Here is a 20,358-nt window from a genome sequence, read left to right as displayed (position 1 = left end):
CCCTCTTATACGTCTTGTACGTCTTGTACGTCTAGTTTCTTGAGGTTCAGCGTACTTGGCGGGGCGGTTGCTTGGCGCGCACCCCGGCGGGGGTGGCCGGGGTGGCCAGGGCCTCCCGGGGCGGGCCCACCTGGTGCGGGTCGCGGGCGCCGTCGAACTCGATGGTGAGCGAGGGGCGCCGCACGGTGACCCGCACGTTGGCGAAGACCACCCGGATGACACCGAGGTAGGGGCGCAGCAGCGCGCGCACCTTGCGCGGCGGCAGGTCGAGGGCGGCCTGGATGGTGATGGTGTCGACCGGGACGGATGTCGGCGGTGCCGTTTTGGTGAGGGTGGGCCTCGGGGCGGTGAGGGTGGCCGGGGCGGGCCGGGGCGGCGTGGGGGTACTCGAGCCGGTGATCTGCACGACGAGGCTGTGCGGGTCGAAGCCGGGCGCCGCGCAGAGGGCCCCGATCAGGGCAGCCGTGGCGGCACGCTGTTCGGCGCGAAACGCCGTGGCGCGGTGCTCGGGGTCGGCCACGACGAGCAGGCCCGGGGTACCGCGCTCGGCCAGGGCGGCACGTTCCCGGGTGGCCACGGAGTCCAGCCAGGTGCGGTCGATCTCGGCGACCAGGGTGCGGCGCACCTCGGCGGCAAGCTGGCCGGCCTGCGCCACGTCCAGGGCGGTGACGGTGCCACGCTCGAGGAGCTCGGCGAGGAACGGAATGACGCCGGACTTCAGTGCGGAGACCTGCTGCTCCACCACGGCCCGGGCCATCTGGCCGCGGGCTTCTTCGGTGCGGGCGACGATGGCGCGGCGGGCATCCGTCTGCCAAGCCAGGATCGAGCGCACGATGCGGCGCGAGTACGCGGCGCCGGCGGCGGTGGGCGCGAGGATCTGGGTAACCGAGACGATCGCGTACACGGCGACGGGGACATGCACTTCATAGGAGCCGGCTTGCGGGAGCGTGATCAGGATGGCGACGATGCTGGCGACGGCGCCGGAGAGGGCGATCTCCCGCCACGGCCGGTAGGGGGCCAGCGCCAGGAGGAGGAAGCCGATGCAGACCGGGCCGAAGTCGTCTTGGACGAGCAGGTTGTCGCCCCACCGGCTGAGCTGCTCGCAGACGTACCCGAGCAGGGCGAAGCCGGCCATGATCAGGTGGATCCGGCGGCCGAACGGCGACCGCGCCGGTTGGGTGCCGATCACCAGGGTGGCCGCTGCGGCGGCCATGGCCAGCACGGCGAGGGTGGCCATCAGGGGGTTTCGGATCTGGTCCTGTTGCAGGACGGTGGCGATCACCGAGTAGCAGAGCACGATCGAGGCGATCGCTGGCGACAGCGGCCAGGCGGCGAGGGTGCCCAGCGGGTCGAGGCGCTGCTGCGTGGCGCGGTGGGCGGTCACGGGGTGGCCTTGTCGGTGGGCGCATCCGCGAGTTGCCCTGCTGCGGTCGAGTTGCCCTGCTGTGCCGGGGCAACTCGTCCGGGCGGGGGCAACTCGGCGGCCGGGGCCGTCTCGGCGGCGGGGGCGGTTTCGGCGGCGGCTTCGGCGGCCGCGGCGATGGTGCTCGGCACGATGGGCGGGGCGGGCAGGGTGAGCAGCACCGAGGTGCCGGCGCCGGGACGGGACCAGATCACCACGGAGCCGCCGAGCCGTTCGATGCGTTTGCGCACCGACTGGCGCAGGCCGAGCCTGTCGTTGCCGGTCTCGGACTCCATGAAGCCCTGGCCGGCGTCGAGCACCATCACCGAGACGTTCTGGCCGTCGGCGTCGATGACCACCTCGGCGGTGACGATGCCGGCGTGCAGCAGCACGTTGACCAGGCATTGCTGCACCGCCAGGCCCAGTTCCTTGTCGCTCTGCGGGTCCAGGCGTGCCAGGGCCTCTTTGTCGCCGGTGATGTCGACGACGAGACCACGGTCGCGCATGCGGTCGATGGCTCGGAACACGGCGCTGGACAGCCATCCGTCGTTGCCCGCCGCGGCGGCGGTGCGCTCGTCGACGTGGGTGAGCCAGTCGCGCTCGGCAAGGGTCTGCAGGGTTTCGCGGAGGCCGGCCTCGAGGCCGCGGCTGAGCGGGCCGGGTTTGGCGCGGGCCACCGACACCAGCTGGTTGAGGGTGGTGTCGTGCATGAGGGCGATGGCGCGCACGTCGAAGTCGTGGCGCAGGATGCGGGACTCGTCGTCTTGCACGGCGCGGTGGATGGCGGGCTGGGCGGCGCGTCCGGTGCGGCGGGCGAGGCCGTCTAGCAGCATCACGCCGACCAGGAACAGATAGGTGACCACGGTGAACACGTCGGGGCGGTCGGGCACGGGGGTCTGCGAGATGGCGAGGGTGGCGGCGGCCTCGGCGAGGAGGAAGCCCAGGGTGCTCCACAGCACGCCGACGAGCGCGCCGGTGCCGGCGCCGCCGACCATGATCAGGGCCATTTTGGGTAGGGAAATCAGGAACATGTCCGAGGACGGGAAGACGCCGGGCATGCCCAGCACCGCGCTGGTGAACAGGTAGGTGCACAGGGCACCGACCAGCAGGTAGGCGATGGTGAGCGGCACCGTGCGCCAGCGGGCGAGGATTGCCAGCAGGGCGCCCATGCCGAGGATGGCGGCGACGGTGATCTGCAGCCAGTCGGTGACCGGGAACACGCTCAGCGCCAGGACCGAGAACAGGGCGCCGGCCAGGCAGACCAGGCCGAACCAGTGCGACGCCCGGGCCAGGGCACGGCTGAGCGTGGCCTTGACCAGGTGGTCGGGTAACCCAAGTGACATCGCGCCCTCTCCGCGTCTGATTATCTCAGGTGTGCGCGGGTGTGGGCATCCGCTGCAGCTATGCCGTGACGAGTCGCGGCTCGCGCCGGCGAAGCAGCGGCCCGCCGATGACACCGGCCAAACCGAGGATCAGCATGCCGAGGCCGATTGCCGGCGTCGCCCCCGCCTGCGCGCCAGTAGCCGCGAGAGCGCCGCGTTGAACGGTAACGTCGGCGACAATAGTCACGCCCAGATCCGCGAAGTTGAGGATGAGGTGGTGGCTGCCGTTGGGAACCGCGGTCAGGTCGAAGTTGCCGGTCACCGTGCCGTTGTCCCACTGCACTGTGCCGAGGGCGACGGGCTCTGAGCGCAGGTTGCCGATGATGCTCGAGCGGGAATCCTGGATTTTCTTCATCGTGTTGAACATGGTCTCGTAGGCCTCGTTGACCTTGTTGCTCAACGATTGCAGGCGGAGCATGTCCATCTGCTGGTTGTTCGAGTTCGTGTCGATGAGGCCCTTCAGTGTGGCGCTCAAGGCCCGCCCTGCCCCGGTCGCATCGGTCGGAGATGCCGTCAGGAACGGATCGGTCCCTAGACCGGCGGCTCGAACTGCCGCCGCGGCCTCAGCGAAGCGGGTGGGGTTGGGGCTGTTGATGTATTCATCCACGCGCGCCCTGGCGGTGTTGAGACGTATTGCGGTCTCATTGCCAGCCTGAATGATCTTGATCTGGTCGAAGAGCTTCTGTTCCGTCAGTTTCACACGCTTGAGCTGAGCCTCCCGCATGAGCCCTTCGATATCAACGGCGGCGAGGGGCACGCCAGTCACGGTGACGCCGGGCATGGCGCTGGCGGTCCTGCTGACCACGGCCTGCAGCTGCAGCTCGTCCGCGGCTGTCGGCCGGGTCGCCAGACCGAGCACCTGGCCGGTCTCGTTGGTGAGCCCGACGGTGTTGCCGCTGCCAGCCTGGGCGGTCGCGGCCAGCAGGTCCTCAAGCTGACTCTCGGACACGGCGTTGAGGCTGCCGCTCAGTCCGGTCGCGCCGGAGAACACGGTGCCCGTTCCGCCGGGTGACTGGACCGGGGCCGGGGTGGCCGTGGGGGTCGGCGTGGCCGTAGGCGTCGGCGTCGGGGTCGGGGTGGCCGTCGGGGTCGGGGTCGGGGTCGGGGTGGCCGTCGGGGTCGGGGTCGGGGTCGGGGTGGCCGTCGGGGTCGGGGTGTCCGTCGGAGTCGGCGTGGGGGTGTCCGTCGGCGTCTGTGTCGGCGCTGGTGTCACGAGCGGCACGACAGAGAACTGGCGCGACACGTCGAAGGTTGTGGCACCGTCGGGGTCAACCGGCAGCGAGAACGCCGCACTGCCGGCGTCCTGCCCGTCGACGAGTTTGTAGGCCGGCGGCGGTGTGAACTTCAGCCGGTACTGCTCAGCGTCGAGGGTCGGCACAGCGGGGGTGCGGAAGGTACCGTCGGCGGCCAGTGGGATCGTTTGCAGGATGGCGTCTCCGCGGCTGAGGACAGCGGCGCCGCCGGTCAGGTCCGAAAGCGCGGTGGTGCCGTCCGTCGCGGTGATGCGCCCGGAGAGGTATCGGTAGGGGTGCTGAATGTTGATGGGCACGACGTTCGTGGTCGTGGCGCGGAACTCCGCCCGCATCCACCACAGGGCGTCATCGTCGTCGCTGCCGCCGGGCCACTGCGGGTCGGCGGAGTACTGCGACGAGGCCGCCGTATCGACGTCGAACGTGACGCGGCCATCGGATCCGGTCCTACCTGTGCCCGCGTTTTGACCGCTCGTCTCATTTCGCAGCGTCACGACGCTGCCGACCAGGGGAACCGGGGCATCCTGGTCAAAGATCATCACTTCGATCGTGACACTGTTCATCGTTGGCCCGGCCGGGTCTGCGGCCGCGACGAGCGGCACGGCGATCAGGCTCATGCCGGCTAACGCGAGCACGGCTCCGCTCAGACGGGTCCATCTGGCCACCGGATTGCGCGACGACGTCGACATTCGGATCCATCTCTGAGCGCCGTGCCCAGCAGGCTGTCTAGTCGCCGACGCCGGTGCGATCGAGAGCCTATCGATCGCCGTTGGCGCCCGCAACAAATGACGCTATATCCATCGTCCGTGGGGTTGGCGGCTCGGCGGGGCGCCGCATCCGTTGGTTGGGACGTCATGCGGGGTAAACGCCGCTATGCGCCTGGCCCGCCACCCGCATAGCGGCGTCTGACCCGCATAACTCGGGCAGGGAGCGGGCAGCTAGGCGTGACCTGAGCAACTCGAGCCAGGCGGAGGGACTTGCGGATGGTCGGCTGGAGCGACAGCCGCTCAGAATAGCGTCGGTGTCAGGTCCAGGGGCAGCTCGGCGGCGATCAGGGAGGGCGGGACGTTCGGGCTGCCGGGGGCGGCGGTGCTGGCGCCGACGGGCGAGGCGGTAAGGGCCGTGGAGAGGATGCCGCCGGTGGCCGGGTCCTCGGTGCGGCGCTGCAGGCCGTGCGCGCGGATCAGTGGCTGGATGCGCTCGGCCAGCCACTGGCGGTACTCCTTGGGTGCGTAGGTGCCGCGCTTGTAGAGCTCGCGGTACCTGGGCAGCAGCTCAGGGTGGTCCTGCTCGAGCCACTGGGAGTACCACTCCTTGACCCCGGGCTTGAGGTGCAGCGAGCTGTAGAGCACCCCGGTGGCGCCGGCGGCCTTGGCCTGGCGCATGGCCTCGTCGAGGTGGGAGCGGGTGTCGGTGAGGAACGGCAGGATCGGCATCAGGAACACCGAGCAGTCCATGCCCTTGTCGCGGATCGCGCTGATCGTGGCCAGCCGCGCCTTGGTGCTCGGGGTGCCCGGCTCGACGGCCTGCTGCAGGGCGTCGTCGTAGATGGCGATGGACATGGCGAGGTCCACCGGCACCTGCTGGCTGGCCTCGTGCAGGAGGTCGAGGTCGCGGCGCAGCAGGGTGCCCTTGGTGAGGATCGAGAACGGGGTGCCGGATTCGGCGAGCGCGGCGATGATTCCGGGCATCAGCCGGTAGCGGCCCTCGGCGCGCTGGTACGGGTCGGTGTTGGTGCCCAGGGCCACCGGATGTCTGCCCCAGGTGGGTTTGCCGAGTTCTTTCCGGAGCACCTCGGCCACGTTCACCTTGACGATGATCTCGTTGTCGAAGTCCTTGCCGGCGTTGAGGTCGAGGTAGTTGTGGGTGGGGCGCGCAAAGCAATTGTGGCTGATCACGCCATTGGCGATGAAGTCACCGGTGCCAGTGGTGATGTCGATCATGTCCATGGTGACACCCAGGTCGTCGATCCCCATGATCTGCAGCTCGGCATCCGACTTCACCACCCTGCCCGTGATGGCGAGCTTGCGGTCGATGGCTGGGCCGGTCAAGTTGAAGAACCTCGACCGCATCGGGAGACCGCCGGTCACTCGAACGCAGCGGACACCATTTGACCTTGGGCCTTCGAGCACGTGATCGATTCCCAGTGCGCCCATGGACCGCTGGATGTTGTCGAGGATCGCGACATCTTTGTTGCTGATGCGCAGAACCCCTTGCGAACACGATCCCTCCGCGTCGAAGACACCCGCGAGGTACCCTGCATGCCAATCCGGGTCCGGCGATTCCGGCCAATCGATGAGATCGGTGATCCGAGTGTAATTCTCGGCCTTCCCGGAGTAGATCGAGTTGATTGACCGCCTCGCATCGGATGCGACGGCGAAGGGGCGGGTCTGCGTGCGAATGTCCTCCTGCTCGAGAAACAGGCGAGAGCGGTTGAGCGCTTCTGGGTCGGCCAACGCCAGCCTGAACAGGCGCACCGTGCTGCCGCCCCGAGCCCGACGCGGATAATCCCGGGAGATCATCATGCCGTCGCCCCGAATCATCCCTGTCAGGTAACCTCGCCGGTAGTTGGGTGCAAAAAAGTGCGGCTGGGTCGTTTCGGTGAGCCCATTGAGCCCGAAGCCCATGAGCTTGTTGCTCGTGGTGAGGTACGGGCGTTGCGCGATACCGCTCATCGCGCCGGTCACGAACTTCCAGCCGCGTTCGGTGAGGAATCGGTGGTCGCCGCTGGCCACGATCTCGGTGCCGTCGGCGAGGGTGATCCGGTGGCCGCGCTTGCGGGTGTTCCAGGCAGCGAGGACCGTCGTCTCGACGTATCGCCGGTAGGAGCCTTCCGCGCGGGTGCCGATGATTGCGTCGCCGACCCGCACCTCCCAGAGCGGTTTCTGGCGGCCGTCGGCCATCAGGATGAGGGTTTCCGGGCTCAGACAGTAGGTGCACGCATGAGAGCAGCCGCGGTACGGGTTGATGGTCCAGCCGAACGGCATCGCACTCTGGCCGGGCACCCGGTTGAGGGCGGACTTGGCGAGCACCTCGTGGAAGGTGATCCCGTCGAACTCGGGGGTGCGGACGCTGCGCACCAGGTTGTTCAGCCGGGCCAGACCGGGCAGCGCGCCGGCCTGCTCGGTCGTTAGTTCCTGTCCACTCCAGCGCATGCATCCAGTCGAACACATGTTCGAGTGGGATGCAAGGTGGTGGGTGTGTCACGCGGGGTGGGCGGCGGGGCGGGGGCGGGCTTGGGGGCGCATCCGCCGGCCGTGGCGGTATGCGGGGTACGCGCCGCTATGCGGGTGGCACGCCACCCGCATAGCGGCGCTTGACCCGCATAGCTCGCAGTCGGGCAGCGGATGCGGGCCGCGGGCGTGGCGCAGGCCGGGTCACGGGGCTCGACAACCTCGACCAGCTCGACCGACGGGACGAGCTCGACCAGCAGAAGAGGATCTACGCGGTGAGGTGCAGGGTCTTGGCGGTGGCGGCCAGGGAGGCGGCGGCCGCGGCGGGATCGTCGGAGAGTTTGGTGCCCAGGCTCGGGACCATCTCGCGCAGCTGCGGCTCCCAGCGGGAGTACTCGCCCGGGAAGCAGCGCTTGAGCAGGTCGACCATGATCGGCGCGGCGGTGGAGGCTCCGGGCGAGGCGCCGAGGAGCCCGGCGATGCTGCCGTCGGCGGAGGTGATGACCTCGGTGCCGAACTGCAGGATGCCGCCGGCCTTGGCGTCCTTCTTCATGACCTGCACCCGCTGGCCGGCGGTGATCAGTTCCCAGTCCTCGGCCTTGGCCGTGGGCATGAACTCGCGCAGTGCGTTGAGCTTGGCCGTGCGGGAGGCGAAAACCTCGCCGACCAGGTACTTCATCAGGCCGAAGTTGTTCTTGGCCACGGCGAGCATCGGCACGAGGTTGTGCGCGCGCACGGAGAAAGGCAGGTCGAACCAGGTGCTGGTCTTGAGGAACTTGGGGCTGAATCCGGCGAACGGGCCGAAGAGCAGCGAGGTCTCGCCATCCACTACCCGGGTGTCGAGGTGCGGCACCGACATCGGCGGCGCGCCCACGGCGGCCTTGCCGTAGACCTTGGCCTGGTGCTGTTTGACGATGGCGGGATTGTTGGTGCGCAGGAACTGGCCGCTGATCGGGAAGCCGCCGAAGCCCTTGATTTCGGGGATGCCGCTCTTCTGCAGCAGCGCGAGGGCGCCGCCGCCGGCACCGACGAAGACAAAGCGGGCCTCGACGGTGTTCGTGTAACGACCCACCAGGCTGAGCAGTTTGAGCTTCCAGGAGCCGTCATCCTGCTGCTTGATTGCGGTGACCTGCTGGTTGAGGTGCACGTCGGTGCCGCGCTTCTTGAGCGAGGCGAACAGGTAGCGGGTGAGGGCGCCGAAGTCCACGTCGGTGCCGGACTCGATGCGGGTCGCCGCGATCTTCTGCTTGGCGGCGCGCTTCTTGGTCAGCAGCGGGGTCCACTTTTCGATGACGGCGGGGTCTTCGCTGTATTCCATCCCGGCGAACAGCGGCTCACCGGCGAGCACGGCCATGCGCTTGCGCAGGTAGTCCACGTTGGCGGTGCCGTGCACGAAGGTCATGTGCGGGGTGGAGTTGATGAACTTCTCCGGCTCGGGCAGCACCCCGGTCTCCACCAGGTGTGACCAGAGCTGACGGCTGATCTGGAACTGCTCGTTGATGGCGACGGCCTTCTCGGCCGTGACGGTGCCGTCGGCAGCCTGAGGCATGTAGTTGAGTTCGCAGAGCGCGGCGTGGCCGGTCCCGGCGTTGTTCCACGGGTTGGAGCTCTCCTGCGCGAGCTCACCGAGGCGCTCGTAGACCTGGATGTTCCAGTCCGGCTGCAGTTCGGCGAGCAGGGTGGCCAGGGTGGCGCTCATGATTCCCCCGCCAATCAGGGCGACATCGACCTTTTCTGAATTCACGCTCTAACTCTAACCCGCCGCGCGGGCCGCTCCGCCGGGGCGCAGCAGCCCCCGGCTGCGAACGCCGGATGCGGGCGATAAGGTTGCAAAATGGACTCGACCGGTAGTCGTCTCGGCCTTTCCCTGGGCATCATCGCACTCGCTGCGCCCATCGTGGCGCTCGGCCTGTTCATCGGCAGCTTCGCGGTCACTGCCACCAGCGCAGCCGCCGGCAACCCTCTCGCCGGCCGCTCCTTCTATACCAACCCGAACTCGACCGCGCAGGTGGCTGCCACCGCCGCCGCGGTCGCCGACCCGGACTCCGCCGCGGCCGCCACCCTCGGCAAGCTGGCCGAGCAGCCCTCCGCGATCTGGCTGATGCCGGAGAAGTACCCGCTGAACACCGTGCAGGCCGACGTCACCGCCATCGCGGATGCCGCCGAAGAGGTCGGGCAGACGCCGGTGTTCGTGGTCTACGGCATCCCCGACCGCGACTGCGGCAACTTCTCGGCCGGCGGCCTCTCGGAGAGCGACTATCCCACCTGGGTGGCCTCCATCGCGACGGCGCTGACGCTGAAGGCATCCGTGGTTATTCTCGAACCGGATGCGCTGGCGCTGGCCACCGAGTGCGGCAACGTCGAGCAGAGGGTGGCACAGATTCAGCAGGGCGTGGCCGCTTTTGCGCCCACGGTCGCCACGGTCTACCTCGACGCCGGCCACTCCGACTGGCTCACCCCGGCCACCGCCGCCGATCTGCTCAACCGCGCCGGCGTCGCGCAGGTGCGCGGTTTCGCGACCAACGTCTCCAACTACAACGACTCGGCCGCCGAGCAGGCCTTCGGTGAGGCGGTCTCCGCGCTCACCGGCGGGGCCCACTTCGTCGTCGACACCTCGCGCAACGGCCGGGGCGGCAACGGCGAATGGTGCAACCCCGCCGGGCGGGCCCTGGGCGGCACTCCCGAGGCCACAACGGATGGGGCCTTGCGCGACGCGAATCTGTGGGTGAAGGAGCCGGGCGAGAGCGACGGCACCTGCAACGGCGGTCCGGCCGCCGGCGAATGGTGGAACGAGCGGGCCCTCGAGCTCGCGGCCGCTGCCGGCTGGTAGCCGGGCGGCGGGCCGAATCGGGTCTATCTGATGGATGCTCGACCCGCGTAATATACTCAGGTATGTCGACGACCGGGGAAATACGCAGGGTAGCGGTCATTATTGAGGACGACGCAGACATCCGCCATCTGCTTGAAGCCGTACTCACCCAGGCCGGGTTCAAGACCATCGCCACGAGCAACGGGCTCGACGGGGTGCGCGCGGTTCGCGCGTACGACCCGATCGTCACCACGCTCGACGTGAGCATGCCGGGCATGGACGGGTTCGAGACCGCCAAGCGGATTCGCGCATTCAGCGCCACCTACCTCGTGATGCTCACCGCCCGCGACGAAGAGATCGACACGCTGCAGGGCCTGGAGTCCGGCGCCGACGACTACCTCACCAAGCCGTTCCGGCCGCGCGAACTGCGCGCCCGCATTGACGCCATGCTGCGCCGCCCCCGGCTGGCACTGCCGCCGGAGGGTACCGAGGTCATCACCGAGCCCGCCGCCCCCGCGTACGCACCGACCGCCGGCGCACAGCTCGCCGCGGAACCCGAGTACACCCCCGCGTACGTTCCGCCGGTCACCGCGCCCGCTCCCCCGGCGGCCGACCTGCCGCCGAGCCTGGCCCCGGTTGCGATGAGCGGGCAGCACGTCGCGACCGTGCCGCTTCCCCAGGCCGGCACCGCTGCATCCGCCAGCAGTGACGCACGGGCCGACGACTGGATCGAGCACAACGGGCTGCGGCTGAGCAACGACATGCGCCTGGCCATGCTCGGCACCACTGAGCTGGACCTGACCCGCACCGAATTCGACCTGCTGGCCGCACTGCTCGAGTCGAAGCGGCGGGTGCGCAGCAAGGCCGACCTGGCGCTGCTGCTGCGCGGCGAGAGCTACGTGACGTCGTACTACGTGAACGAGGCCGACAAGCGTGCCGTCGAGGCGCACCTGAGCAACCTGCGGCGCAAGCTCGGTGACAGCCTCACCGCCCCGCGCTGGCTGGAGACCGTGCGTGGCGTGGGCTACCGGCTGGCGGCGTCGGATCAGGCCGGGCGCGACTCGTACTAGGGGTCGTTTTCGGGTCGCGGGGTCTCGACAGGCTCGACCGACGGGATGGGCGCGGCTTAGCGCTGCAGCGCGAACATGGTGGCCAGGTCGGAGCAGGCCAACTCGCCGACCTCGTTGAGGCGGCTGATGTGACTCACCGAGCCTTCGATGTCACCGTCGCGCAGGGCGTCGTGCATCATCGCGGCGGTGGCCTCCACCGTGACCGCCCCCACCATGGTGCTGCTCGAGCGGATGCTCAGCAACACCACGTGGGCTTCCTCGGCATCCGGGAATCGTTGGGTCAGCGCCACGGCCAGCCGCTGGGACCGGCTGTGCCACAGGTGCACGAAGTCGTGCACAAAGCGGCGCTGCATATTCTGGTCGCCGCCCATCTGGGCGAGCAGTTTGCGCAGGGCGAGGGCCTCGATGTGGGCGCTCACACCCGGTAGCCGCGGTGACGCTTGATCAGTGTGAAGAACATAGTCAAAGTCTGCAGCACTGTGGTCACTCCAAGGATCGGCCATCCGATCCACAGGATGGTGGACTGGACCATGATGGGTAGCTGCAACCAGATGAACACCATCGCGGCGGCCGCGGCGAGTCCCACTAGGAGGGGTACCAGGTAGGCGTTACCGGAGCCGCGCTCGGCCTTGGCCTGCTCGGCCCAGTTGTCGACCTGCTTGTTGCTGGCGAATTTGGTCCAGGCGCGCACGAAGTGGCCGATCCGCACCCACATGTAGATCTCGGCGGGAAGGAACCCGATTGCGAAGACGATGTCCTTCCAGGTGCGGCTCTTCATCGACATGGCGGTGCGGAAGTTGAGCAGGATGGCGATGACCGGCGGGATCAGCCAGATCGGGCTGAACACGAACGCGTCGATCGAGAGCGAGGCGAACAGCAGTATGAAGAACATCACCCGGGTGATGACGTTGACGATCATGGAGAAGTTCTCGAGCCAGCGCAGGCGCAGGTTGGGGTGGAACGGCTGTCCCTTGGTGTCGCCGCGCTGACCGGGCCACATGAGCTCGATGGCGCCGAAGTTCCACTTGACCTGCTGGGCATCCAGGCCGCGCAGCGTGGTCATGCCGCCCACGTTGGCGCGGGCCTGGGCGCTGATCTTGGTGAGGTAGCCGGCGCTCTTGATCTGCAGCGAGAGCAGGGAGTCCTCCACCTCGCTGTCCTTGACCCACGGGGTGGCCTGGTGGCTGTCGACCATGACCTCGCGCAGGGCCTTGATGGAGAAGATCGAGAACTGGCCGCCGAGCACGGCCATGTTGCGGCCGCGGAGCATGTTCTGCATGTTGAACGCGGCGAACTGGGCGCGCTGGCCGGCGATGAGGAAGCTGGGGACGAGGCCCTGGATCACGGTGTCGTCGATGCTGTAGATCGCGGAGATGCCGCCGACGCGGGTGTCCGAGGAGATCTCGGCCTCGAGCTGCTCCACGGCGTTCGGCGACGCCGTGGTGTCGCCGTCGACGCCGAGCAGGAAATCGCAGCCCTCGATGAGCGAGAAGCCGTAGTTGAGCGCGCCGACCTTCTTGTCGGGGTTGACCCCGATGTCGTGCACGAACACCTCGGTGAACTGCATCACGCCGTCGGTGACGACCTCGTGCGGGCCGGCGTACTGGCTGGCGATCTTCACGGTGTCGTCGGTGGTGTTGTTGACCACCACGTGGATGACGTCGGGCAGCCGGGTCTGGGCCAGCAGCGAGTCGAGCACGCCGGCGATGGAGTCGGCCTCGTTGTACGCGGGAACGATGCAGCCCACGGTGGACCGGTACGTCGGCAGGCCCTCCACCATCGAATTGAACTCGTTGGCGTGGGCATCCGGGCTGGGCGCGGTCTGGGTGGCGTTCTTGCTGTCATTCACAGTCCCCACTGTGCCAGGGCAAAACACGGTCTGACCCCCGGCCGGGGGCAAGGTTCTCACAAGATATGCTCAAGACCAGCGCAGCACCCGCGCGCACCAGTGCACCCCCGGGGGATCCCATGACGACGTCAACCCGTACCCGCCTCGCGGCGCTGGCCTGTGCGGCCGGCCTCACGATTACTCTCTCCGCCTGCGGTCAGGCCCCCTGGGCCGGCCTCGAGGCGAGCCCGTCCGCGACCCCGAAGACCAAGGCCACCATCACGGCGATCGAGAACGATTTGGCCACGGGATCGACCCGGCACCAGATCACGGCCGGGGATGCGGCGCTCACCGTGGACTACTCCTCGAGCCTGAACATGGGCGAGTGGACCGCGGCCGCGAACAAGCCCGTGAGCCTCTCGCTCAGCGCCACGCTCGGCACCGACGACGGCCAGGACGTGTTCCTGTCCAAGATGACCGTCATTACGGCCGTCACCGGGCCCACGGGCGCGCTGGAGCCCCCCGCACCCTTCGTGGACCAGACCACCATGGCGCCCGGCTACCTCATGAAGGCGCCGTACAGCTACGGACAGACCTACGTGCTGTCGGCCCTCGACCCGACGGCCACCAGCGTCACACTGTCGTTCACCTACGAGCTGCTCATCCAGACCACGCCCACCTCGGCCTCGTTCGCGAAGCAGACCGCCAGCGACCAGATCACCGTCGCGATCGTGCCCTAGGCCACCGCCGGCTGTTTCGCGGTTAAGGGTCGCGGGTGACGGCGGCTTCGGTGGTCACGGCGATGTCGTTGCCGCCGCGGCGCTTGACCACGTCGATGGCCCGACCGGACGCGGCGGTGAGGGCCGCGAGGTCGTACCCGTGGTCGAAGGTGTCCCCGATGCCGAAGCTCGCGGTGAGCCGGATTTTGTAGGACTCCCCCATCGGTCCGTCGACGAGGGCGTTCTGCATCCGCTGCACGATGGTGAGAGCCTCGGTGGCGGATCCGACGGCGGCCAGCACGTAGAAGCGGCCGGCAGCCGGGTGTCCGATCTGCGCCAACAGTGGCGCGCTGCCGCGGAGGGTGTCCGCAAAGCGGGCGATGGCCTCGTCACCGGTGACGCGCCCGAACGCCGTGTTGATCTCGGGGAGGTTGTCGATGTCCGCGCCGATCAGGGCCAGGCCCAGCTCGGCCCGTTCGGCCCGCTGCAGATGGTCGGTGGCGGCCTGCTGGAACGCGGTGCCGGACAGCACGCCCGCGGCCGAATGGATGCCCACGGTGATGTCGCCGACGGCGTTGCTGCCGACCCGCTCCGCGCGCAGGATCGACGTGGCGACGCAGGCCGTCACGATGAGCGCCATGTTGAGGATCGAGGTGGTGCCTGAGTCGAAGTAGGTGATGAAGGTGGCGCTGTCGACGCCGTCCACGGTGAAGACGATGGCGCGGCCGGAGTAGAAGAGGGCGACGACGAAGAGCACGAGCGCGAAGATCCGCCCGTTGACGTTGCGGCGGAGCCGGCCGCGCAGGGCCTCGGTGCCACCCAAGGCGCCCATCAGCGCCACGACGAGCCAGAGCGGGGCAGCCCCGGCCCACTCGCCGCCGTCAGCGCCGGGGAGGAGGCTGATGACGCCCACGACCAAGGCCAGGCCGCCCACCACGGCGAAGCCGGAGCCGCGGCCGTTGTAGACCCTGCTGCCCGACCAGAGCGCGCCGACGGCGATGACCAGGGACACGTTGGCGAAGGTGATCGACCACCATGCCTCGGCGCTGACAATGTAGACGCCGTAACCGACGGCCACCATGATGCCCGCCACGAACGCGAGGCTCCACAGACGGCCGGGCGGGTCGTTGCGGTTAAGCGCGGTGTTGAAGATGAATGAGACCCCGCACAGGATCGTGATCAACCCACTGATCATCTGCAGGGTGGGTCCGTCTAGGTGCATGTTGTCCCCCGTTGAGCGCGGCGTGCCACGCTCAACCTCTGTTTACCGGGAGCGTGGCGATTGCCGTCGTCCCCTTGCCTTTGGTCGACTCCAGGCGCAGATCGCCGCCGTGTTCGCGCATGATGTCCCGGCTGATGCTCAGGCCCAGTCCCGTGCCGTGCACGCTGGAGCCCCGCACCGAGTCGGCCCGGTAAAACCTGTCGAAGAGGTTGCCCTGTTCGTCTTCGCTCATGCCCCGGCCGGTGTCGGCGACGCGCACCTCGATGCCGCAGGACACCTCCAGCACCTCGACGCTGACCTTGCCGGACTCCACGTTGTACTTGATCGCGTTGGAGAAGATGTTGTCGATCACCTGGCGCAGCCGAAAGGCGTCCGCGGTGACCGTGATCGGCACCAGCTCGGCCAGTTCGAACCGGATGCCGCGTTGCGCGGCGAGCGGCTCGGCCGACTCGACGGCCTCCGTGATGATCGCGGACAGGTCGCAGGGCGCGACGGTGAGCGCGAGACCCTCTTTGGACTCGCTGGCCGCGGTGAGCAGGCCGGAGACGATTTCGAGGAGCCGGTCGGAGTTCTTCGACGCGATCTCGAGCATCCGGCGGGTGTCGGGGTCGATCGTCTCGTCGTCGAGGGCGAGTTCGAGGTAGCCCAGGATCGAGGTGAGCGGGGTGCGCAGCTCGTGGGAGACCGAGGCGACGAGGTCGTCCCTGGCCTGCACGGCCCGCACCTCGGCGGTGACGTCGCGGGTCACGATCACGCCGCCGTCGTACCGGCCGGTGTGGTCGTGGATGGGCCGGGCCGACACGAGCACGGCGGCCTGCGGCTGGTCGGGGGAACCCAGCCACACCGTGACCCTGTCGACGGTTTCACCGCGGATGGCGCGCTGGGTGGGCCGGTCGGGACCGTCGAAGGGCGTGACACCGTCTTCCTTGTAGACGATGGTGGCCAGGCCGATGCCGTCGCTGACGCCGAACCGGGTCAGCATGGACCGCTGGGCCCGGTTGACGAAGTTGACCCGTCCGTCGCTGTCGTAGCCGACCACACCGAAGTCGACGGTGTTGAAGATCTCGTCGAGGGTCTGCTCCTGGCGCCGGGAGCGCTGCAGGGCCGCCTCGAACAGTCCGGCCTGTTGGGTGAGCAGCACCCGCTGGGCCAGCGCCCGCCGGTTGGTGGTGTAGGTGACGGAGGCCACGAACGCGAGCATGATCGTCACGACGGCCAGCAGCGGCGCCTGCGAGGTGGCGTAGCCGGTGGCGTTGTTCGGGTCGGTGAGAAGCTTCAACGGCAGGCCGGCCCAGAGCAGCACGCTGGCGAAGATGACACTGCCGGCGGCGCCGGCCTGACCGAAGTGGGTCGACAGCCAGATCACCGGGAACACCAGCAGGAAGCTGACACCGAGCTGCGGCTGCGCCTCGCGCGCCAGGGTGAGCCCGACGATGTCGAGCAGCGGCAGGACGATGATCCAGATCTTGGGCAGCCGGCGCCAGGGCACGGCGGCGGCCAGCCCGGTGGTGGCGAAGATGACCATGACGCCGAGGAAGTAGAGCGGCTCCACGAACATGGACGCGTCCTTGGCGACCGTGACCGCGACGAGCAGCAGGGTGGCCGCGGCCAGGAGCAGCTGGGAGAGGAAAACGGACCGCTCAACGCGCTCCCGCACGCCGACGTGCGGCAACCTCAAACTCTGCTCGACCATACTGCGACCCTAGCGTTCAGAGGGGAAGCTCAGACGCGGCGCGCACGGGCAGTACCGCGGCAGCCCCGAACTCTTCGAGGCGGGCGAGGGTCTTTTCAAAACTGCGCGGCACGCCGTAGTGGAAACCCTGGGCGCTGCGGATGCCCAACGCGGAGAGATGGGTGGCCATCGCCTCGTTCTCGACACCCTCCACGATCATCGAATACTCGAGGTTGTCACCGAAACCTTGCAGGGCCGTGAGCACCTCACGCTGGCGCACATCGTCGAGGTCGTCGACGAGGCTTTTGTCGATCTTGAGGATGTCCATCGGCATCCGCACCAGCGCGTCGACCGAGGAATCCTGGGAGCCGTAGTCGTCCAGGGCGATCATGATGCCGATGTCGCGGAGGTGGTCGGCCTGGGCGCGCACCGCGGTGGACACCCGGGCGACGGAGCGTTCGTTGAGCTCGAGGCAGAGCGAGATGCCCGGGTAGCGGTCGGCCAGTTCTTCGACGAAGCTGCCGACCCGCTGCGGCAGGATCTGGCCGGCCTCGACGTTGATGGTCATGCAGACGATGCGCGGTTCGATCAGCCGGAAGTCCGCGGCGGCGGCCATCGCCTTCAGGGCCACCTGGCGGGTGAGCGCGTCGAGCCGGCCGAGGCTCTTGGCCTTCTCCACCAGCGACGGCGGCGACAACGGGCCGAGCTCGGGGTCGGAGTACCGCACCAGCGCCTCGAAGGCCCAGATCTGGCCGGTGACCAGGCTCACGATCGGTTGGAAGGCCAGTTCGAGCAGGTCCTCGTCGATGGCGCGAGCGACGATGTCGTTCATCTGCGACGAGCGGTGCCCGGAGATGTTGATGCTGCTCTCGTTGGCCGGGCCGCCGCGGCGGCGGGACTTCTTGATCGCGAGCATGCTGCGGTCGGCATCGCGCAGCAGCTGGTTGACATCCGTCTCGCGGTGCGCGGAGTAGGCCAGGCCGATGCTGAGGATCGGGTTGAGCACGGTGCCGCTGACGGCGAGGGGCTCGCCGGTGGCCTCCATGATGTTCTCGGCCAGCAGCTTCGCCTCGGCCAACGACGACAGCCGGGTGAGGATGACGACGAACTCGTCACCGCCGACACGGGCGACGACGTCGTAGGGGCGGATGACGGCGCTGAGTCGACGACCGATCTCACTGAGGATCTCGTCGCCGGCCTGGTGGCCGTAGCGGTCGTTCATCCGTTTGAAGTCGTCGAGGTCGATGAACAGCACGGCCAGCGCCTCGGAGTAGTCGCGGTGGTCGTTGATGTTGGCCAGGGCATCCTGGAAGGCACCGTAGTTGGGCAGCCCGGTGAGCGGGTCGGTGTTGGCGCGGATGGTGAGTCCGCCGATGCTCTCCCGGGCGGCGTAGACCACGTCGGCGGTGTGCGCGAGGGCCTGCAGGGCGCGGCGGTCATCCCCGGTGAACGGGTAGTCCATCACGTCGCGGCGGGCCACCAGGTACTGGCCGAGCGGTCCGATCGACAGCGGGGCGTCGATCTCGCCCAGGCCGGCCGGCTCGTGCCGGATGCCGGCGGATTCGACGCCTACCGTGGCGATGGCGGCGCGACGCAGCACGCTGGCGAGGTCGACGCTGCTGCTGGCCGGGCTGATGGTGATGGGGGTGGCCTGCCCGCCGGACTTGACGAAGTGGTTCGTGGCGTTGAGATCGATGACCCCGTCGACCACGCCGGCCAGACGGCGGCGCATCGACATGGCGCGCACGAGCAGGATCGTGCCGCCGCCGACGATCGCGAGCGGCACCAGGGTGACGGCGGTGGCCAGTGTATCGGTGCGCGTGTCGAAGAACGGATGCGTCCACTGGCTGATCAGGGCGCAGAACCCGGCGAACCCGCCGCCGATCAGGACCAGACGGGGCACCGAGTACTGTCGTCCGGGGCCGAGGTCGAGGCCGGTCCGGTCGAACCGCCGGCGGACAGCCTCCAGCGCCACCACCGTGGTGAAGTAGGCGAGCGCTGCTGCGGCGGCGACGCCGGCGGCCGTCACGTCGAGGGACGCGAGCAGAGCGAGGACGCCGGCGAACGCGGCACCGCCCAGACCCGTGAGCCCGGCCGCGTACAACGCCAATTCGGGCCGTCGGGCGCGGACCCAAACCACGATCAGAACACCCAGGCAGACCAGGCCCACCGACATCAGCGGCGCGAAGACCGGGTCGACGGCCAGCACGACCACGATGGGCAGGCTGACGACCGGGCTGCGGTGCGGCACCGTGCCCAGCCGGAGCCGGGGGATGTCGAGGATGCCCGTGATGGCCACGGCCGTCAGGGCGATGAACAGGTGTTCAGCGTTGCCGCCGAGAACGAGCTGGATGAGCGCGGAGCCGATGAGCGCCAGCGCGGTCGCCGCGAATACGGCGAAAGCCACCCGGCTCCCGGTTCCTGCTGCCCTGATCGTCTCCACAAGCTCTGACACTAGCGGAGCGGACCTCGACCGCGTGCCTGCGGGCCTATCCGATGTCGACGTGGGTCGCGAGTTTCGCGGCGATGAGCTCGGCGATCTGCACCGCGTTCAGCGCGGCACCCTTGCGCAGGTTGTCGTTGCTGATGAACAGCGCCAGGCCGCGGCCGTTGGGCACACCGGGGTCCTGACGGATGCGGCCCACGAAGCTCGGGTCGGCGCCGGCGGCTTCCAGCGGCGTGGGGATGTCGCTCAGCTGCACGCCGGGCGCGTCACTGAGCAGCTCGGTGGCGCGGGCGACGGAGATCGGCTTGCTGAATTCGACGTTGATCGACAGCGAATGGCCGGTGAAGACCGGCACCCGCACGCAGGTGCCGCTGACGAGAAGTTCGGGCAGCTGGAGGATCTTGCGGCTCTCGTTGCGGAGCTTCTTCTCCTCGTCGGTCTCGAACAGGCCGTCGTCGACGATCGACCCGGCCAGCGGGATGACGTCGAACGCGATCGGCCGCTTGTAGATGGTGGGCTCGGGCATGCTCACCGAGGAGCCGTCGTGCACCAGCTGGAGGAGGTTGTCGTCGCTGGCCGCGGCGCGGATCTGGCTGGCCAGCTCCTGGGCGCCGGCCAGGCCGCTGCCGGAGACCGCCTGGTAGGTGCTCACGATGAGCCGTTCGAGGCCGGCCTCGTCGTGCAGCACCTTGAGCACCGGCATGGCGGCCATGGTGGTGCAGTTCGGGTTGGCGATGATGCCCTTGACGGCCTGGTCGATGGCTTCCGGGTTGACCTCGCTGACCACCAACGGCACGTCGGGGTCCATCCGCCAGCCCGATGAGTTGTCGACCACGGTTACGCCGGCCGCGGCGAACCGGGGCGCCTGGCTCTTGGACAGGGTGGCGCCGGCGGAGAAGATCGCGACGTCGAGTCCGCTGGGGTCGGCGGTGGAGGCGTCTTCCACGACGATCCGCTCGCCCTTGTAGGGCAGCACGGTGCCGGCAGAGCGCGCGGACGCGAAGTAGCGGATGCTGGCGACCGGGAAGTCGCGCTCCTCGAGCAGGCGCCGCACGACGGCGCCGACCTGGCCGGTGGCGCCGACGACGCCGATGTTGATCCCGGCGCGGCGGGGTGCTTCGGTGCTGGTGGCTGCGGTGCTGGTCACTGTGTGGTCCTTACTCAGTCAAGTCTGGTGCGGGTCGGTCTCGTGCCGGGATGCGCATAACTCCTGCAATTCTCCCCGGTTGGAGCCCAAACGGGACAAAACCGGAGTTTTTGGCAGAAATTGCAGGAGTTATGCCGGGGGTGCGCGGGTTTCGGCATCCGGTGGGCCGGCGGGCCGGTGGGTGCCCGGGGGGGGGCCGCGGGGAGCAACTGTTGCCGATGCGGACAAATGGTGCCGG

The 20,358-nt window shown here is 68.7% G+C and carries 14 protein-coding genes; 3 read left to right on the top strand and 11 right to left on the bottom strand.

Annotated elements, in window-relative coordinates; genetic code table 11:
- Positions 1-46: 46 nt before the first annotated feature.
- The 5 genes from RCH12_RS02165 to RCH12_RS02145 form a co-directional block, all read right to left on the bottom strand.
- Complete coding sequence (locus RCH12_RS02165; protein ID WP_327015909.1) at positions 47-1,384, bottom strand: hypothetical protein; 1,338 nt, start codon at positions 1,382-1,384, stop codon at positions 47-49.
- The gene (locus tag RCH12_RS02160) at positions 1,381-2,745 is read right to left on the bottom strand and encodes a sensor histidine kinase (RefSeq protein ID WP_327015908.1); all 1,365 of its coding nucleotides are present in this window, start codon (positions 2,743-2,745) and stop codon (positions 1,381-1,383) included. Before RCH12_RS02160 ends, RCH12_RS02165 begins: the two co-directional genes overlap by 4 nt.
- A gap of 58 nt (positions 2,746-2,803) precedes the next feature.
- Positions 2,804-4,723: a hypothetical protein gene (locus RCH12_RS02155; protein WP_327015907.1), complete on the bottom strand. Its 1,920-nt coding sequence runs from the start codon at positions 4,721-4,723 to the stop codon at positions 2,804-2,806.
- A 318-nt stretch (positions 4,724-5,041) separates the two neighbouring features.
- Complete coding sequence (locus RCH12_RS02150; RefSeq protein WP_327015906.1) at positions 5,042-7,189, bottom strand: intein-containing Rv2578c family radical SAM protein; 2,148 nt, start codon at positions 7,187-7,189, stop codon at positions 5,042-5,044.
- A 286-nt stretch (positions 7,190-7,475) separates the two neighbouring features.
- On the bottom strand, positions 7,476-8,951 hold the full coding sequence (locus tag RCH12_RS02145) for a malate:quinone oxidoreductase (protein WP_327015905.1): 1,476 nt from the start codon (positions 8,949-8,951) through the stop codon (positions 7,476-7,478).
- A 90-nt stretch (positions 8,952-9,041) separates the two neighbouring features.
- On the opposite strand from RCH12_RS02145, the gene RCH12_RS02140 reads away from it, so the two are divergent.
- Both RCH12_RS02140 and RCH12_RS02135 read left to right on the top strand, forming a co-directional pair.
- The gene (locus RCH12_RS02140) at positions 9,042-10,037 is read left to right on the top strand and encodes a glycoside hydrolase family 6 protein (protein WP_327015904.1); all 996 of its coding nucleotides are present in this window, start codon (positions 9,042-9,044) and stop codon (positions 10,035-10,037) included.
- 62 nt (positions 10,038-10,099) lie between these two features.
- Positions 10,100-11,086: a response regulator transcription factor gene (locus tag RCH12_RS02135; RefSeq protein WP_327015903.1), complete on the top strand. Its 987-nt coding sequence runs from the start codon at positions 10,100-10,102 to the stop codon at positions 11,084-11,086.
- Positions 11,087-11,142: 56 nt separating this feature from the next.
- On the opposite strand, the gene RCH12_RS02130 is transcribed toward RCH12_RS02135, so the two are convergent.
- Positions 11,143-11,505 carry a hypothetical protein gene (locus RCH12_RS02130; RefSeq protein ID WP_327015902.1) on the bottom strand — a complete coding sequence of 121 codons (363 nt, stop codon included), beginning with the start codon at positions 11,503-11,505 and terminating at the stop codon, positions 11,143-11,145.
- Positions 11,502-12,935, bottom strand: coding sequence for a glycosyltransferase family 2 protein (locus RCH12_RS02125; RefSeq protein ID WP_327015901.1), 1,434 nt, complete (start codon positions 12,933-12,935; stop codon positions 11,502-11,504). The genes RCH12_RS02130 and RCH12_RS02125 overlap by 4 nt, the downstream gene beginning before the upstream one ends.
- A gap of 119 nt (positions 12,936-13,054) precedes the next feature.
- Between RCH12_RS02125 and RCH12_RS02120 the strand changes: the two genes are divergently transcribed.
- A complete protein-coding gene (locus tag RCH12_RS02120; RefSeq protein WP_327015900.1) occupies positions 13,055-13,654 on the top strand; it encodes a hypothetical protein in 600 nt (199 codons plus the stop codon).
- 22 nt (positions 13,655-13,676) lie between these two features.
- On the opposite strand, the gene RCH12_RS02115 is transcribed toward RCH12_RS02120, so the two are convergent.
- The 4 genes from RCH12_RS02115 to RCH12_RS02100 all read right to left on the bottom strand — a co-directional run bounded on the left by RCH12_RS02115 (position 13,677) and on the right by RCH12_RS02100 (position 20,120).
- The gene (locus RCH12_RS02115) at positions 13,677-14,855 is read right to left on the bottom strand and encodes a diguanylate cyclase (protein ID WP_103478800.1); all 1,179 of its coding nucleotides are present in this window, start codon (positions 14,853-14,855) and stop codon (positions 13,677-13,679) included.
- Between the two features lie 31 nt (positions 14,856-14,886).
- Positions 14,887-16,548, bottom strand: coding sequence for a sensor histidine kinase (locus tag RCH12_RS02110; protein WP_327015899.1), 1,662 nt, complete (start codon positions 16,546-16,548; stop codon positions 14,887-14,889).
- A 16-nt stretch (positions 16,549-16,564) separates the two neighbouring features.
- Positions 16,565-18,934, bottom strand: a complete 2,370-nt coding sequence (locus tag RCH12_RS02105) for an EAL domain-containing protein (RefSeq protein ID WP_327015898.1) — start codon at positions 18,932-18,934, stop codon at positions 16,565-16,567.
- An 82-nt stretch (positions 18,935-19,016) separates the two neighbouring features.
- A complete protein-coding gene (locus RCH12_RS02100; RefSeq protein ID WP_327015897.1) occupies positions 19,017-20,120 on the bottom strand; it encodes an aspartate-semialdehyde dehydrogenase in 1,104 nt (367 codons plus the stop codon).
- Positions 20,121-20,358: the final 238 nt, after the last annotated feature.

The organism is Cryobacterium sp. MP_3.1, assembly GCF_035984795.1.
Lineage (GTDB): Bacteria > Actinomycetota > Actinomycetes > Actinomycetales > Microbacteriaceae > Cryobacterium > Cryobacterium zongtaii.
Note: the sequence above shows the minus strand (reverse complement) of the source record. Positions and strands in the feature narration are given on the sequence as shown.